The organism is Corynebacterium sp. NPDC060344 (assembly GCF_042725215.1).
In the GTDB taxonomy this organism is placed as follows: Bacteria; Actinomycetota; Actinomycetes; order Mycobacteriales; family Mycobacteriaceae; genus Corynebacterium.
On the sequence record NZ_JBHXCS010000003.1, the window covers coordinates 107,614 to 122,983 of the forward strand.

General features: G+C 70.6%; 18 protein-coding genes. 11 read left to right on the forward strand and 7 right to left on the reverse strand.

From position 1 onward, the window contains the following. Nucleotides 1-7 precede the first annotated feature (7 nt). From ACFWGD_RS05425 to secA, 4 genes are all read left to right on the forward strand, one after another. A complete protein-coding gene (locus tag ACFWGD_RS05425; RefSeq protein ID WP_377777576.1) occupies nt 8-661 on the forward strand; it encodes a ComF family protein in 654 nt (217 codons plus the stop codon). 171 nt (nt 662-832) lie between these two features. Then, the gene (hpf, locus tag ACFWGD_RS05430) at nt 833-1,486 is read left to right on the forward strand and encodes a ribosome hibernation-promoting factor, HPF/YfiA family (protein ID WP_377777577.1); all 654 of its coding nucleotides are present in this window, start codon (nt 833-835) and stop codon (nt 1,484-1,486) included. Nucleotides 1,487-1,591: 105 nt separating this feature from the next. Beyond that, nucleotides 1,592-2,176, forward strand: coding sequence for a hypothetical protein (locus ACFWGD_RS05435; RefSeq protein ID WP_377777578.1), 585 nt, complete (start codon nt 1,592-1,594; stop codon nt 2,174-2,176). Nucleotides 2,177-2,285: 109 nt separating this feature from the next. Beyond that, on the forward strand, nt 2,286-4,988 hold the full coding sequence (gene secA, locus ACFWGD_RS05440; protein WP_377777579.1) for a preprotein translocase subunit SecA: 2,703 nt from the start codon (nt 2,286-2,288) through the stop codon (nt 4,986-4,988). On the opposite strand, the gene ACFWGD_RS05445 is transcribed toward secA, so the two are convergent. After that, the gene (locus ACFWGD_RS05445; RefSeq protein WP_377777581.1) at nt 4,985-5,425 is read right to left on the reverse strand and encodes an Rv3235 family protein; all 441 of its coding nucleotides are present in this window, start codon (nt 5,423-5,425) and stop codon (nt 4,985-4,987) included. The genes secA and ACFWGD_RS05445 overlap by 4 nt on opposite strands. A 36-nt stretch (nt 5,426-5,461) precedes the next feature. On the opposite strand from ACFWGD_RS05445, the gene ACFWGD_RS05450 reads away from it, so the two are divergent. From ACFWGD_RS05450 to ACFWGD_RS05465, 4 genes are all read left to right on the forward strand, one after another. Then, nucleotides 5,462-5,947, forward strand: coding sequence for an HAD family hydrolase (locus ACFWGD_RS05450; protein ID WP_377777582.1), 486 nt, complete (start codon nt 5,462-5,464; stop codon nt 5,945-5,947). Continuing rightward, on the forward strand, nt 5,947-6,447 hold the full coding sequence (locus tag ACFWGD_RS05455) for a DUF6912 family protein (RefSeq protein WP_377777584.1): 501 nt from the start codon (nt 5,947-5,949) through the stop codon (nt 6,445-6,447). Before ACFWGD_RS05450 ends, ACFWGD_RS05455 begins: the two co-directional genes overlap by 1 nt. 127 nt (nt 6,448-6,574) lie before the next feature. Further along, nucleotides 6,575-7,561: a ferredoxin reductase gene (locus ACFWGD_RS05460; protein ID WP_377777753.1), complete on the forward strand. Its 987-nt coding sequence runs from the start codon at nt 6,575-6,577 to the stop codon at nt 7,559-7,561. 27 nt (nt 7,562-7,588) lie between these two features. Beyond that, nucleotides 7,589-8,947 (forward strand): fatty acid desaturase family protein, encoded by a 1,359-nt coding sequence (locus tag ACFWGD_RS05465; protein WP_377777585.1) that lies wholly within the window; start codon nt 7,589-7,591, stop codon nt 8,945-8,947. On the opposite strand, the gene ACFWGD_RS05470 is transcribed toward ACFWGD_RS05465, so the two are convergent. Genes ACFWGD_RS05470 through aroA form a run of 3 tightly spaced genes read right to left on the reverse strand, consistent with a single transcriptional unit; the run spans nt 8,944 to nt 12,591 of the window. Then, the gene (locus ACFWGD_RS05470; RefSeq protein ID WP_377777586.1) at nt 8,944-10,254 is read right to left on the reverse strand and encodes a chloride channel protein; all 1,311 of its coding nucleotides are present in this window, start codon (nt 10,252-10,254) and stop codon (nt 8,944-8,946) included. The genes ACFWGD_RS05465 and ACFWGD_RS05470 overlap by 4 nt on opposite strands. Further along, nucleotides 10,241-11,254, reverse strand: a complete 1,014-nt coding sequence (gene rsgA, locus ACFWGD_RS05475) for a ribosome small subunit-dependent GTPase A (RefSeq protein WP_377777754.1) — start codon at nt 11,252-11,254, stop codon at nt 10,241-10,243. The genes ACFWGD_RS05470 and rsgA overlap by 14 nt, the downstream gene beginning before the upstream one ends. Next, complete coding sequence (aroA, locus tag ACFWGD_RS05480) at nt 11,251-12,591, reverse strand: 3-phosphoshikimate 1-carboxyvinyltransferase (RefSeq protein WP_377777587.1); 1,341 nt, start codon at nt 12,589-12,591, stop codon at nt 11,251-11,253. The genes rsgA and aroA overlap by 4 nt, the downstream gene beginning before the upstream one ends. Before the next feature lie 58 nt (nt 12,592-12,649). On the opposite strand from aroA, the gene ACFWGD_RS05485 reads away from it, so the two are divergent. Further along, nucleotides 12,650-13,276 carry an SOS response-associated peptidase gene (locus ACFWGD_RS05485; RefSeq protein WP_377777588.1) on the forward strand — a complete coding sequence of 209 codons (627 nt, stop codon included), beginning with the start codon at nt 12,650-12,652 and terminating at the stop codon, nt 13,274-13,276. A gap of 9 nt (nt 13,277-13,285) precedes the next feature. On the opposite strand, the gene ACFWGD_RS05490 is transcribed toward ACFWGD_RS05485, so the two are convergent. Next, nucleotides 13,286-13,780, reverse strand: a complete 495-nt coding sequence (locus tag ACFWGD_RS05490; RefSeq protein WP_377777589.1) for an aminoacyl-tRNA deacylase — start codon at nt 13,778-13,780, stop codon at nt 13,286-13,288. Between the two features lie 38 nt (nt 13,781-13,818). Between ACFWGD_RS05490 and ACFWGD_RS05495 the strand changes: the two genes are divergently transcribed. Together ACFWGD_RS05495 and rsrA are read left to right on the forward strand one after the other, a co-directional pair. After that, nucleotides 13,819-14,472 carry a sigma-70 family RNA polymerase sigma factor gene (locus ACFWGD_RS05495; protein ID WP_377777590.1) on the forward strand — a complete coding sequence of 218 codons (654 nt, stop codon included), beginning with the start codon at nt 13,819-13,821 and terminating at the stop codon, nt 14,470-14,472. Continuing rightward, nucleotides 14,469-14,744, forward strand: coding sequence for a mycothiol system anti-sigma-R factor (rsrA, locus tag ACFWGD_RS05500; protein WP_377777591.1), 276 nt, complete (start codon nt 14,469-14,471; stop codon nt 14,742-14,744). The genes ACFWGD_RS05495 and rsrA overlap by 4 nt, the downstream gene beginning before the upstream one ends. A gap of 75 nt (nt 14,745-14,819) precedes the next feature. Here the strand turns inward: rsrA and ACFWGD_RS05505 are convergent, their stop codons facing one another. Next, nucleotides 14,820-14,894 carry a 50S ribosomal protein bL37 gene (locus ACFWGD_RS05505; RefSeq protein ID WP_011274008.1) on the reverse strand — a complete coding sequence of 25 codons (75 nt, stop codon included), beginning with the start codon at nt 14,892-14,894 and terminating at the stop codon, nt 14,820-14,822. Nucleotides 14,895-14,959: 65 nt separating this feature from the next. Then, entirely contained in the window at nt 14,960-15,226 is a 267-nt protein-coding gene (locus ACFWGD_RS05510) for a WhiB family transcriptional regulator (RefSeq protein ID WP_046650008.1), read from the reverse strand. Between the last annotated feature and the right edge of the window lie 144 nt (nt 15,227-15,370).

Genomic DNA, 15,370 nt, shown 5'->3' on the forward strand with positions numbered 1-15,370 from the left:
CCACGGCATGTGGGGGGAATTGGCGGACGTCGCGGTGCCGGGGGCGTGCCCGGGGTGCGGGGCCCCGGCGTCGCCCGGAAGTCCATGCGCGGGGTGCCGCGGCGAGTTCGCGCGGCCGCCGGTGCGCCTGTCGCCGCGGGTGCACGTGCCCGCGCCGGTGTGGTCCTGCGGTGCGTACGCGGGGCCCAGGCGGGCGGTGGTCCTGGCGGCGAAAGAGCGTTGCGACGACTCGGCCCGCCACGTGATGGGCGCCGTCGTCGGGGCGGCCGTGCTGAGGTTGGCGGCGGACGGGGCGGTGGCGCATCCGTCGCAAAGCAGGGTGACGCTCGTGCCGGCGCCGACCCGGGCCTCGGCGGCCAGGCGCCGGGGAGGCGACCCCGTCACCGCCGCGTGCAGGGTCGCCGCAGGGCGCATACCGGGGGCGAGCGTGGCGGCGGGGCTGCTGCGCACGGCCGAGGGGGCGGAGGATTCATCGGGGCTCACCGCGGCCGGGCGGCGGCGCAACATCGCGGGCCGGATCGTCCCGTCGGGCACCGCCGCGGGGCCGGTCCTGCTCGTCGACGACGTGTTGACGACGGGGGCGACGGCGGCGCATTCGGTGCTCGTGCTCGCGTCGCTGGGAATCCGGGTGGGCGGCGTCATCGTGTTTTCCCACGCCTAGGGCCAAATGCCCCCGGAAGTACCCGCGCGGCGCGCAATTCGGGCGGCAGGTTCGTGGCAGCGGGGGTAACCGCGTCTGTATCCTAGAGGCACAGTTAGTCGCGTCACCGTGGACGCCGTGAGTAATCCCGCTCACGGAAGGGCGGTGGCCATACCGGGAGGTAGGAAGCAAGTGACGACACCTGCTGACAACAACGAGGTCCTCAGCCCCAACGCCCAGGTGACCATCACCGGGCGCAACGTGGAGGTCCCGGAACACTTCGCCGAGCGAGTCAACGGCAAGCTCGCCAAGATTGAGCGCCTCGATCCGACCCTGACGTTCTTCCACGTCGAACTGCAGCACGAGCCGAACCCCCGCCGCGCGGACCGCTCGGACCGCATCCAGATCACCGCCACCGGCAAGGGCCACCTGGCCCGCGCCGAGGCCAAGGAGGACAGCTTCTACGCCGCCCTCGAGTCCGCGCTGGGCAAGATGGAGCGCTCGCTGCGCAAGGTCAAGGCCCGCCGCAAGATCAGCCGCTCCGGCCACCGCGCCCCCATCTCCGTGGGCGAGGCCACCGCGACGCTGGTCGAGGAAGCCGCCGACTCCGCCCCGAAGGCCGATCCGTACGAGGATCAGGTCGAGGAGATCCAGCTGGGCAAGGTCGTGCGCACCAAGGAGCACACGGCCACCCCGATGTCCGTGGATGAGGCGCTGTCGGAGATGGAGCTCGTCGGCCACGACTTCTTCCTCTTCGTCGACGAGGCCACCGGGCGCCCGTCCGTGGTCTACCGCCGCCACGCCTACGACTACGGCATGATCGCCCTGGCGGACGACGCCCAGTAGGCACCGTCCCCGCGCCCCCGGCCCTCCCCGTTTTCGGGAGGTGGCCGGGGGTTTTGCCGTCGAAGGGATAAGCTGGGCGCAGAAGCCGGAGAAGGGGACACTACCATGACCCAGCAGTGGGCGCCACCGCCACAGCCGCCGCAGCAGCCCGCCCGGGGAGGCGGCGGAAATGGCGTCGTCTACGCGCTCGCCGGATTGGTCGCGGTGCTCGCCGTGGTCCTCGGCGTCGTCGCCGTCATGGCCTTCGGGGGAGACGGGCGTGACGGGGGAGGGGAAGCAGTCGCGCCTGCGCCGCCGGCGCCTGCCGCACAGCCCGACAAGCCGCGGCCGACGGGCGCCGGTGCCGCTCCGGTGACGGAGACGGTGACGGAGGCGGAGGCGGAGGCGGCTGATTCCCGGGAGGGGAACCACGCGCGCCGCGGACCGTGGAAGGGGCAGATCTACCGGAGCTGCTCCAACGGAGGCGTGACCGGCAGTGCGGAGACGAGCTGCGCCTTCGCCAAGAGGGTTTCGGACGAGGTGTGGGAGCAGGACCTCCTCGCCGACCGCTTCAGCGTGCGGGTCTACAGCCCGGTGACGGAACAGAGGTACACGATGGACTGCCGGCGGGGAACGATGACCGGCCACGACATCTACTACCGGTGCACCGGCGGAAACAACGCGATCGTGTTCGTCGGCATCGCCGGCTGATCGGCACCCGCACCTCACACCGGGGTGCGGGTTGCTCGTATACTGGGGGACTTGAGCGCCCCGCGTGGGGTGCGGACATGAGTCGTCTGCCGGAAAGGTCCCATCCGCAGTGTTTTCTTTCAGCAAGTTGCTCCGCGTCGGTGAGGGGCGCGCCGTCAAGCGCCTCAAGGGCATCGCGGACGCGGTGCTGGAGCTCGACGACGAGTACGCGGCACTGTCGGATGACGAGCTGCGGCTGAAGACCGAGGAGTTCAAGACCCGCATCAAGGACGGCGAGACTCTCGACGACCTGCTGCTGGAGGCGTTCGCCACCGCCCGCGAGGCGTCGTGGCGCGTGCTCGGCCAGAAGCACTACCCGGTCCAGGTCATGGGCGGCGCCGCGCTGCACTTCGGCAACGTCGCCGAGATGAAGACCGGCGAGGGCAAGACGCTGACCTGTGTGCTGCCCGCCTACCTCAACGCCCTCGAGGGCAAGGGCGTGCACGTGGTCACCGTCAACGACTACCTGGCCAAGCGCGACGCCGAATGGATGGGCCGCGTGCACCGCTTCCTCGGCCTGGAGACCGACGTCATCCTGTCGGGGCTCAGCTCCGACCAGCGCCGCAAGGCCTACGCCGCCGACATCACGTACGGGACGAACAACGAGCTCGGCTTCGACTACCTGCGCGACAACATGGCGCACTCCCTCAACGACCTGGTGCAGCGCGGCCACCACTACGCCATCGTGGACGAGGTCGACTCGATCCTCATCGACGAGGCCCGCACCCCGCTGATCATCTCCGGCCCGGCCGACGGCTCGCCGGAGTGGTACCAGGCGTTTTCCGGGATCGTCAAGGGCATGCGCCTGGACATCCACTACGAGGTCGACGTGCGCAAGCGCACCGTCGGCGTGCGCGAGGAGGGCGTGGCATACGTCGAGGACCAGTTGGGCATCGACAACCTCTACGCCGCGGAGAACTCGCAGCTGGTCAGCTACCTGAACAACGCCATCAAGGCGAAGGAGCTGTTCACCCGCGACAAGGACTACATCATCCGCAACGGCGAGGTCCTCATCGTCGACGAGTTCACCGGCCGCGTGCTGGCGGGCCGCCGCTACAACGAGGGCATGCACCAGGCCATCGAGGCGAAGGAGGGCGTGGAGATCAAGAACGAGAACCAGACCCTGGCCACGGTGACCCTGCAGAACTTCTTCCGCCTCTACGACAAGCTCTCCGGCATGACGGGCACCGCCGAGACCGAGGCCGCCGAGCTGCACCAGACGTACAAGCTCAACGTCATGGCCATCCCGCCGAACCGCCCGAACCAGCGCAAGGACCACCCGGACCTGGTCTACAAGACGCAGGAGTCGAAGTTCTACGCGGTCATCGAGGACATCCGCGAGAGCCACGAGAAGGGCCAGCCGGTGCTGGTGGGCACGGCGTCGGTGGAGATGTCGGAGCACCTGTCCAAGCTGCTGCAGCGCGAGGGCATCAAGCACAGCGTGCTCAACGCCAAGCACCACGAGAAGGAAGCCGAGATCGTCGCCGAGGCCGGCCGCCCCGGCGCCGTGACGGTGGCCACCAACATGGCCGGCCGCGGCACCGACATCGTGCTCGGCGGCAACCCGGACATCATCGCCGACCTCAACCTGCGGGCCAAGGGCCTGTCCCCGACGGAGACGCCGGAGGAGTACGAGGCCGAGTGGGACGCCGAGATCGCCCGCGTGCGCGAGTCGGCGGAGAAGGAGGCCGAGAAGGTCCGCGAGGTCGGCGGCCTCTACGTCCTGGGCACCGAGCGCCACGAGTCGCGGCGCATCGACAACCAGCTGCGCGGCCGCACCGCCCGCCAGGGTGATCCGGGCGAGACCCGCTTCTACCTGTCCATGCGCGACGACCTGATGGTCCGCTTCAACGGCCAGCGCATGGAAGCGCTGATGAACACCCTCAACGTCCCCGATGACGTCCCCATCGACTCGAAGGTCGTGTCCAACTCCATCAAGAGCGTGCAGACGCAGGTGGAGAGCCAGAACTTCGAGGTCCGCAAGAACGTGCTCAAGTACGACGAGGTGATGAACCAGCAGCGCAAGGTGGTCTACGCCGAGCGCCGCCGCATCCTCGACGGCGAGGACCTGAAGGACCAGGTCCGCGACATGCAGGACGACGTCATCGCCGCCTACGTCTCGGGCGCGACCGCCGACGGCTACGTGGAGGACTGGGACCTCGACGAGCTGTGGAACGCCCTGGAGTCGCTCTACGGGCCGACCATGTCGTGGCAGTCGCTGGTCGACGGCGACGAGTACGGCTCGGCCGGCGACCTGTCCGCCAAGGACCTGGAGACGGTCCTGCGGGAGGACGTGCGCCGCAACTACGACGAGCTGGAGGAGGCCGTCGCGGCGATCGGCGGCGAGGAGCAGATGCGCAACATGGAGCGCTTCACCATCCTCGGCGTGATGGACCGCAAGTGGCGCGAGCACCTCTACGAGATGGACTACCTCAAGGAGGGCATCGGCCTGCGCGCCATGGCCCAGGCCGACCCGTTGGTGGAGTACCAGCGCGAGGGCTACGACATGTTCAGCGGCATGATGGAGGGCATCAAGGAAGAGTCCATCCGCCAGCTGTTCCTGGTGCGCAAGCAGGTCATGCAGACCGAGCAGGCGGCGCCGGCCGGCGAGAAGGAGCTTGCCCCCGAGCTGCCCCGCACCGAGGCCGAGCCGACGCAGATGACGTACTCCGGCCCCGCCGCCGACGGCACCGCGGAGGCCAAGCGCACCGAAGGCGAGTCGGGCAACCGCGCCCAGCGCCGCAAGTCCGCCCGCCGCGGCCGCAACCGCTAAATGAAGCGCAGGGCGGTGATCGTCCAGCCCCGGCCGTCGTCGATCATCGCCCCGGCCAGGGCCCGCACCCGGCCCGAGTGGGCGTAGGACCCGACGAATTCGACGCGGGTCCCGCACGGCCGGCCCGATGGGTGGAGGGTGCGCAGCACCGCGCCGCGCATCCCGCCCGCCCGCAGCCGGTGGCGCAGGCCGGCGAGCACGCGCTCGTCGATGGCGGCCCCGGCCAGCGCCTCTGGCCGCCGCCGGCCGGACAGCACCTCGATGACCACCGTCATCGTCCGCGCCAGCGCCTCGCGCGCGGCGTCCCCGCACGAGGGCAGCGAAGGGCCGGACGGCCGGCCGTCGTCACGCGAAAGGCCGGCCCCGGCACCCGGCCGCAGGCCCCGCAACAGCTCGAAACCCCGCAGCGGCGCCAATTCGCCGATGTCCCCGATCATCCCCGCCGATCCCCCGATCCGAAGTCCTGGCGGCCATTGTGCCAGCCAGCCGGGGCGCCCGCCCGGCGGGGCGGTCGGCGAAGCGCGGCGCGGGCAACTACTGTCGTGGTCATGCGTGGTCTCATCATCGATTATTGCGGTGTCCTGGACGGCACCGACGAAGAGCGGGCGCGGTGGCGGAAGCTGCTGACCGCCGCCCGCGCCAACGGCGTTGCGCTGGCGGTGCTGTCGAACGATCCCGGCGGGCCGGACGCGGACCCGATCCGGAAGTTCGAGGCGGACGGCCTCGTCGACGCGGTCGTGCTGTCGGGGGAGGTCGGGGCGGAGAAGCCCGAGCCGGAGATCTTCGACATCGCCGCGCAGCGCCTGGGGCTGCCGGTGCGCGATTGCGTGCTGGTCGACGATTCGATCGTCAACATCCACGGCGCGGTGTCGCACGGCATGGTGGGCGTGTTCTACCAGCAGTTCGACCGGGCGGTCGTGGAAATCGTGGGGCTGTTCGACCTGGAGGGCGAGTTCTAGTGCGCGTGTATCTGCCGGCCACGTTCGGGATGCTCCGTGAATTGCTCGACGACGATGCCGTGGTCCCGCGCCGCGGCTGGGCCTTCGCCGTGACTCCCGCGCTGCGCGAGTTCTACGTGGAGGGCGACGACGAGGAGCTGGCGGACATCGCCTTCGACGATGCCTCGCGCGCGTCGCTGCGGCTGCTGTCGGCCTACGACGGCAAGTTCCCGCACCGCCGGGTGGTCATCGCCGCCGACGTCGCCGATGACGCCGTGGAGCTCAAGCCCGACATGGGGGAGGCCGTCGTGGCGCTGTCGGGCCCCGTCTCGCGGGACGACGTCGCCGCCGTGCATGTCGACGTGGAGGAGTCGGCCGCGGCCGTGGAGAAGGCCATCGCCGCCGTCGACGCCGCGGATCTGGGCGACGAGGACGCCGAGCTGACCGTGGGCGATTGCCTGGAGCGCCCCCTGGCCTGGTACGACGCCGCCGAGCTGCCGATGCTCGTGGAGCTGCTCTGATCTTTTCCTGCGCTTGACCGAAAAGTTACCCGCCCGTAAGCTACGCTTCCGTAATCTACGGAAAGGGGAACCGGTGAGCATTGGCAATCGCCTCCGCAGCGCGTTCCGTCACCTGTCCACGCCGCTGATGCCCGACGACTACACCCGTCTGGTCAATCCGCTGTGGTCGAAGCGCGAGCTGCGCGGGCAGATCGAGCGCGTGGCGCGCCCGGCCGACGACGTCGTCGAGCTGGTCATCAAGCCCGGCTGGGGAGTCCCCGCCGACTTCCGCGCCGGCCAGTACGTGGGCATCGGCGTCCGCGTCGACGGCCGCCTGGTGTGGCGCTCGTACTCGCTGACCAATGCGCCGCAGTCGGCCGACGGCATGCTGACGGTCACCGTCAAGGCCCAGGACCAGGGCCGCCTGTCGCAGCACCTGGTCGCCAACGTCACCCCCGGCACGGTGGTGCGCCTGGCTGCCCCGGCCGGTGATTTCCACCTGCCCGAGCCGCCGCCGGCGAAGCTGCTGTTCATCACCGCCGGCTCCGGCATTACCCCGGTGATGTCGATGCTGCGGGATCTCGAGCGCAAGGGCGCCGTCGCCGATGTCGTGCACCTGCATTCGGTCCGCGACCGTGCGGGCCTGCTTTTCGACGACGAGCTCGCCCGCTTGAGCAGCCAGCAGCCCGGTTATTCCCTCACCGTCCGCGAGACGGGCATCGACGGCCGCCTGACCATCGACGAGATCAAGGCCCTGGTGCCGGACGTCGCCGACCGCGCGATCTACGCGTGCGGTCCGTCGGCGATGCTCGACGAGCTCGAGGCCGGCCTGCCCGGCGTGCGCACGGAGCGCTTCACCCTCGACCGGGGCAACACGGACGCCCAGGGCGGCGTCGTCAGCTTCCCGGGCCGCGGCGAGATCGAGGTCGACGGCGCCACGACGATCCTGGAGGCCGGCGAGAGGGCCGGGGTCCAGCTGCCCTATGGCTGCCGGATGGGCATCTGCGCGACCTGCGTGCAGCAGCTGGCGGACGGCACTGCGCGCGACCTGCGCACGGGCGAGACCCATGAGGCCGGCGAGCGCATCCGCACCTGCGTGTGCGTGCCCGCCGGCGACGTCGCAATCGAACTGTAGACACACGGGAAAACGGAGAGACACACCATGGCAATCGCCGACATCAAGGCCTATTCGCACCTGTCCGAGGAGGACGTCGCCGAGATCGGGCGCCGCTTCGAGGCCATCGCCGCCGAGCACCGCGCGACGCTGGGCCCGAAGGACGCCCGCTACATCCGCACCCTCATCCGCGTGCAGCGCGGCCTGGAGGTCGCCGGCCGCGGCCTGCTGGTCCTGCCGACGCTTGGCATGGCCCTGGACAAGGCCGGCTACAAGACCCGCAAGGGCGGCCTGCTGCCGCGCTCGCTGCGCACCCCGGCCCACAAGGGCCTGTGGTGGGCCGGCGTGGCGTCGCTGGGCCTGGCCAAGGTCCTGGAGAACCTCGAGGTCGGCCACAACGTCATGCACGGCCAGTGGGACTGGATGAACGACCCGGAGATCCACTCGTCGACGTGGGAGTGGGACAACTCCTGCCCGTCGTCGGGCTGGAAGCACTCGCACAATTTCGTGCACCACAAGTACACCAACGTCCTGGGCATGGACAACGACGTGGGATACGGCATCCTGCGCGTCACCCGCGACAAGAAGTGGAAGCCGTCCACTCTGACGCAGCCGGTGCAGAACATCATCCTGGCCTCGCTGTTCCAGTGGGCCGTGGCGTTCTACGACGTCGAGCTCGGCGCGGTGATGGTGGGCAAGAAGAAGTGGGAGGACGCCCGCTCGCAGCTCATCGAGGTGTTCCAGAAGTCGGGCCGCCAGCTGCTCAAGGACTACGCCCTGTTCCCGCTGCTCGCCGGCCCGCGCTGGGCCGAGGTGGCCAAGGCCAACGCCGCGGCGAACCTCATCCGCAACGTCTGGGCCTACGCCGTGATCTTCTGCGGCCACTTCCCGGATGACGCCGAGACGTTCACCAAGGAGCAGTACAAGAACGAGAACAAGGCGGAGTGGTACCTGCGCCAGATGCTCGGCTCCGCCAACTTCCACGGCGGCTTCGTCCTGTCGGTGCTCTCGGGCAACCTGAACTACCAGATCGAGCACCACCTGTACCCGGACATGCCGTCCAACCGCTTGGCGACGATCTCCACCCAGGTCAAGGAAATCTGCCGCGACTACGACCTGCCGTACAACACGGGCTCGTTCCCCGGCCAGCTCATGCAGGTCCAGCGGACGATCCTCAAGCTGTCGCTGCCGGATCGCTTCCTCGTCGCCGACCCGGACAATGCGCCGGAGGTCCGTTCGGAGAAGGCGTTCACCAAGTACCCGAGCGTGGAGGCCCAGCTCGATGCCGGCGCCACCCCGCGCCGCGGCCTGCGCACCGGCCTGAAGCTGCTCAAGCAGCTGCGCCCGGGCGTCAGGGAGGTCGTCGCCGCCTACACCGGCCGCTCGACCCGCGAGGTCACGGCCTAGCTTTCCGCGTCGTCCTCTTTCCGCGTCCACGGCATCTGGATCTGCTTGGGCAGGCTCAGCGCGGAACGGAGGATCTCGCCGGTCAGCGCGGCCGTGGCGCAGGCGAGGAACAGCGCCAGGTACGCCTCGGAGGACTGGCCGGTGAACTCGACGGTGACGATGAGCGCGAACAGCGGCGCGGCCATCGACGTCGACAGGAAGGCGGCGGCGCCGAGCAGCGCGAAGTCCGCCGGGGGGATGGCCGGGAACACCGGCTGGAGGGCGAAGCCCACCAGGTATCCCAGCAGTGCGCCGATGGCGAAGCCGGGAGTCAGCACGCCGCCGACGGCGCCGGAACGCAGGGTGATGAGCACCGCGATCGTCTTGGCCACCACCAGCGCCAGCGCGAAGGTCCACACCGGCGTCGCCTCCAGCACGGAGGTGGCGGCGAAGCGGCCGTTGCCCAGGACCTCGGGCAGGTACAGCGACATCGCGCCGACGGTGGCGAACGCCAGGGGCAGCGCCCACAGGACGTGCGCGCCCGGCGGCATCGATCCCTCGGCGCGGGAGACCGCGTACCGGAACACCAGGCCGGCGATGCCGCACACGACGCCCAGCGCCAGGGCGGCGGTGAGATTGCCGAAGCCCTCCGACAGCGACACCGTCGAATACAGCGGCTGGTCGCCGACGACGATGCCAGCGGTGACCGTGGCCACCGCCGAACACGCCAGGACGACCATCACGGCGCGGACGGTGACCGTCGTCAGCAGGATCTCGAAGGCGAACACCGCCCCGGCCAGCGGAATGTGGTAGATCGCGCCGAGGCCGGCGCCCGCCGCGGCCGCCACGAGCAGGCGCGTGGTCGCGCGGTCGAGGCCGATGCGGTGGGCCAGCTGCGACGCCATCATCGCGCCGGCCTCCCGCGGCGCGTTCTCGCGGCCGACCGAGGCGCCCGCGGCGACGGTGGCCATCTGCAGCAGGACGTTGGCGGCGGTCTCGATCACGGGCATGCGGGCGCCGGACATGCCCTCCTCGACCGACTTGATGGGCCGGCCCAGCCTGCGCACCGCCCACCACGCCGGTGCGGCGATGAGGCCGGCGACGGTGATGCCCAGGAACCTCTGCAGCCCGGTGGTGCCGTCGGTGACCACGGGGACGTCGCCCTCGTGCTGGCCGTAGACCAGGTTCTCGATGCCGTGGAGCATGTAGACCAGCGCCGCGGCGAACAGGCCGGTGGCCACGCCGATGACGAAGGTCCAGATGCACAGGCGGACCAGGTCGGCGGCGGAGCGCCGATCGCGTGCGGTGGCGGCGTCAGTCCCTGTCAATGTCGAGTTCCCAGTCCTCGTTGTCCTGGAGCGTGGCCAGCAGGCTCCGCACGGCCATGGCACGGCGGTGGGAAGCGCCCTCCAGCTTGTCCAGGGTGCATTCCGGGTCCGCCGGCGGGCCCAGGTGCGTGCAGCCGCGCGGGCAGTCCGCGATCGCCGCCGACAGATCGTCGAAGACGTCGAGCACCGTGTCCGGCGTGACGTGGGCCAGGCCGAAGGAGCGGATGCCCGGCGTGTCGATGGCCCACCCGCCGCCGGCCAGCGGCAGCGCCACCGACTGCGTCGACGTGTGCCGGCCCTTGCCCACGCCGCTGACGACGCCGGTGGCACGCTCCGCACCCGGCACCAGGCGGTTGACCAGGGTGGACTTGCCCACGCCGGAATGGCCGATGAGGGCGGAGACTTTCCCGCCGACGACGTCGAGAAGCGGCTCCACGGGGTCCTCGACCCCGCAGACGATGACCGGCACGCCCAGCTCGGCGAACTCGCCCGCGAATTCCGCGGGATCCGCCAGATCCGACTTGGTCAGGCACAGCACCGGCGACACCCCGCCGGCGTAGGCGGCGACCAGCGCGCGCTCGACGAAACCCGTGCGCGGCGGGGGATCGGCCACCGCGCAGACGATGAGCAGCAGCTCCGCGTTGGCCACGACGATGCGTTCGAAGGGATCGTTGTCGTCGGCGGTGCGGCGCAGGACGCTGGTGCGGTCGGCGAGCTTGACGATCCTCGCCAGCGTCCCCTCCCGCCCCGACACGTCGCCGACGACGCCCACCCGATCGCCGACGACGATGTTCGTGCGGCCCAGCTCGCGGGCGCGCATGCAGTTCAGCGGCTCCGTCCCGCCGTCGACGACGACGCCCCACCGGCCGCGGTCCTTGGTGACCACCAGCCCCCATTTGGCGTCCGCGTGCTTGGGCCGGTCCTTCGTCCGTGGCCTCGACCCCCGCCCCGGCCGGACGCGGACGTCGGACTCGTCCCAATCGCGGCTGCGGCGGCTCAGGGCCGGCCCCCTTCCTCGCCGACCGGCAGACCGACCATTTCGGTCCACCGGATGTCGAAGTCCGGCATGGTCTTGCCGGTGGTGGCGATGTTCTCCACCCGCACCCCGGGCACCCGCAGGCCGATGATCGCGCCCGCGGTGGCCATGCGGTGGTCCGCGTAGGACATCCACTGGCCGCCGTGCAGCGGGGCCGGCTCGATGCGGATGCCGTCCTCCAGCTCGGAGGCCTTCCCGCCCAGGCGGTTGATCTCGGTGACCAGGGCCTCCAGCCGGTTGGTCTCGTGGCCGCGCAGGTGCGCGATGCCGGTGAGCTCCGACGGGGTGTCCGCCAGCGCGGCCAGCGCCGCGACGGTCGGGGCCAGCTCGCCGATCTCGCCCATGTCCAGGTTGATGCCGCGCAGCGCCGACGGGCCCTCGACGGTGAGGTCGTGGACGCCCGAGGTGCCGTCGCCGCGGGGCTTGAGCAGCACGCGGCAGCCCATCGCCTGCAGGATCTCGCGGATACGGTCGCCTGGCTGGACGGTGTCGGCGGGCCAGCCGGCGACGGTGACGCGGCCCTGCGTGACGGCGGCCGCGGCGAGGAACGGGGTGGCGTTGGACAGGTCCGGCTCGACGTGCCACGTGCGGCCGCGGATCTCGCCGGCGTGGACGTGGAACGCGCCGCCGTCGGCGGGGGAGTCCTCGGTGACGGTGACGCCGGCCTGGCGGAGCATGTCCACGGTCATGTCGATGTGCGGGCGCGACGGCACCTCGCCGATGGGCCGGATGGTAAGGCCCTTCGGGTAGCGCAGGCCGGCCAGCAGCAGGCCCGAGACGAACTGCGACGACGCCGACGAGTCGATCTCGACCTCGCCGCCGACGTCGCCGGCCGGGTTGACGGTGAAGGGCAGCGCGTCGCCGTCGATGTCGGCGCCCAGGTCGCGCAGGGCGCCGAGCACCGCGCCCATCGGCCGCACGCGGGCCTCGGGGTCGCCGTCGAAGAACACCGAGCCCGTGGCGATGGCCGCCACCGGCGGCACGAAGCGCATGACGGTGCCGGCCAGGCCGCAGTTGATGGTCCCGCCGCGCAGCACGTGGGGCGTGACCTCCAGCGTGCGGTTGGGCGTGCCCGACGACCCGGAGCCGGTGCGGATCTCCGTGCCCATCGCCTCGAGGGCGGAGATCATCAGGTCCGTGTCCCGCGAGCGCAGGGCGCCGTGGATCGTCGACGGCGTCGACGACAGCGCCGCGATGATCAGCGCGCGGTTGGTGATGGACTTGGACCCGCCGATGGAGACCGTCGCGGTCACCGGGTGCTCGGCGGCGGGGGCTGGCCAGAACTCATGGGGGGAAGTCACGGGTCCATCATCCCCCAAACACGGGCGCCGGTGGGGCAAGGGGTGCGACGATTGGGGCATGTGCGGACGATTCGTGACCTTCACCATCGGCGACGAGCTCGTCGACAAGCTCTCCGGCGTGCCCGGGCTCGCGCCGATCGAGGCGGACGGGCCGCTGCCGGGGAAGCGCTGGAACGTCGCCCCGACCATGCCGATCACGGCGCTGGCCAGGGTGGGGGAGACGACCCTGGCCGCGCAGGTGCGGTGGGGGCTGGTGCCGCCTTGGTCGAAGTCGATGCCCAAGACCCCGTACTTCAACGCGCGGGCGGAGACGTGGCGCGACAAGCCCGTCTTCCGCGACGGCGAGCCCTGCGTCGTGCCCATGGACGGCTGGTACGAGTGGCGCGACAAGGCGCCGTTCTTCGTGCCCGCGCCGGGCGATCGGCCGCTGCTGGTGGCGGGCCTGTGGGCCCGCTGCGGCGACATCGTCAGCGCGACGCTGCTGACCACCGATGCGGTGGGCCATCTCGCCGATCTGCACCACCGCATGCCCCGGGTGCTTGACGACGACGAGGTTGCGCAGTGGCTCGCCGGCGGCGACGTGGGCATGACGGATCCGTCCCTGGTGGAGAAGCTGGAGGTCCGGCCGGTGAACAAGGCCGTGGGCAACGTCGCCAATGACGGCGAGTGGCTGCTGGAGCCCTGAGGCCGGGGGTCAGTCGGCGATGTCCGCCGACGCCGCGCCCGTCAGCGCCGCGAGGTCGGCCGGGGCCAGTTCGATGTCCAGGCCGCGGCGGCCGCCGGAGACGAAGATGGTGGCGTGGGCGCCGGCGCCGGCGTCGAGGACCGTGGGCAGCGCCCGCTTCTGGCCCAGCGGCGAAATGCCGCCGACGACGTAGCCCGACGAGCGCTGGGCGGCGGCCGGGTCGGCCAGCTCCGCCTTCGATGCGCCGAGCGCCTTGGCCGCGGCCTTGAGGTTGAGCCGCCCGGTCACCGGCACGATCGCGACGGCAAGGCCGGTTCGCTTGCCGTGGAGCTCGATGACGAGCGTCTTGTGGATCCGCCCCGCCTCCACGCCCAGGTGCTCGCCGAGCCAGTGGGCCGCGTCCTCGCCGAAGTGGCCGTCGGAATGCGGGAAATGGTGGACCGTGTGCTCTATGCCCGCCGCCGCGCAGGCGGCGATGGCCGGTGTCGCCGACTTTGTGCCCATGGCCCGATCCTGTCACCGCCCGGCATAAGATGGAAACCATGACAGCCGAAGCCACGGGAACCGATGGCGGGGGCACGGTGCGCACGGAAGAGACCGACGCCGAGTTGGCGCAGCGCTTCGAGCGCGACGCACTGCCCCTGCTCGACCAGCTCTACGGCGGCGCCCTGCGCATGACCCGCAATCCCGCCGATGCGGAGGATCTGGTGCAGGAGGCCTACATGAAGGCCTACCAGGGGTTCCGGTCGTACAAGCCGGGCACGAACCTCAAGGCGTGGATGTACCGGATCCTGACCAACGCGTACATCAACAACTACCGCAAGGCCCAGCGCCGCCCGGCGGAGTACGCGACGGACGACATCACCGATTCGCAGATCGCCGAGACCGCGTCGCACACGTCGTCGGGCCTGCGGTCCGCGGAGGTCGAGGCGATGGCATTGCTTCCCGACGACGAGATCCGCGCCGCATTGATGGACCTCAACGAGGATTACCGGATGGTGGTCTACTACGCCGACGTCGAGGGGCTGCCGTACAAGGAGATCGCCGAGATCATGGAGACGCCCATCGGAACCGTGATGTCCCGGCTGCACCGTGGAAGGAAACAGCTCCGCGAGGCGTTGAAGGGTGTGGCGAAGGATCGCGGGTTCATCCGCGAGGCCGAAAAGGACGGACATCCCGGAAAGGTGAATCGATGAACGACAGCGCGAAGCCCTGCGGACACCCCGGGTCGTGCGCCGACGTGCGCCGGCGGCTCGATTCCCTGCTCTGCGGCGAATGCGACCCGGAGGAGACCCGGATCCTGGAGCGGCACATCCGCGAATGCCCGCGGTGCCTGGAGGACGTCGGCTGCGAGCGGGCGCTGCGCCAGCTGCTGCGCCGCTGCTGCTGCGAACCGGCGCCGACGGAGCTGCGCAGGCGCATCACCACCCGCATCCGCGTGACCTACCGCTCGTCGGGCGAATTCTAGGGCGCGAACTGTAGGACGCGAAAACCCCGCCGCCATCGCGATGATGGGGCGGGGTTCGCCGTTGATCGGTGTCGATCAGCTGTTGGGGCGCTTGCCGTGGTTCGCCTTCTTCTTGCGGCGGTCCTTGCGCTTGCGGCCACGCTTGCTCATTGTGTGCCTCCTCCGGTTCGGGGTGAATTCAACCTGGCCAGTCTACATTGGCCGGTCGGGGGAACTTAAACCGTGGTGCGGGCGGTGCGGCGGGTGCGGCCGCGGTTGCGGCGGCGCTTCAGCGCGCGGCGCTCGTCCTCGGACATGCCGCCCCACACGCCGGCATCCTGGCCGGTCTCCAGGGCCCACGCGAGGCACTGCGAGGTGACGGGGCAGCGGTTGCACACGACCTTGGCCTTCGCGATCTGGGCGAGGGCGGGGCCGGAGTTGCCGACCGGGAAGAACAGCTCGGGATCCTCTTCGCGGCAAACGGCCTTGTGGCGCCAATCCATGACAAAAACTCCTTCTTTCGAAACCCGGGTGGGGCACGGGGGAACGGGCGGCCCATGGCCGCCTCGCGACTGCGTTGTGCTCCCCATGCATCTGATGAACGTGCGGAGTTCCGGGCGGCGTGATGTCCCGGTTGGGGGAATCAG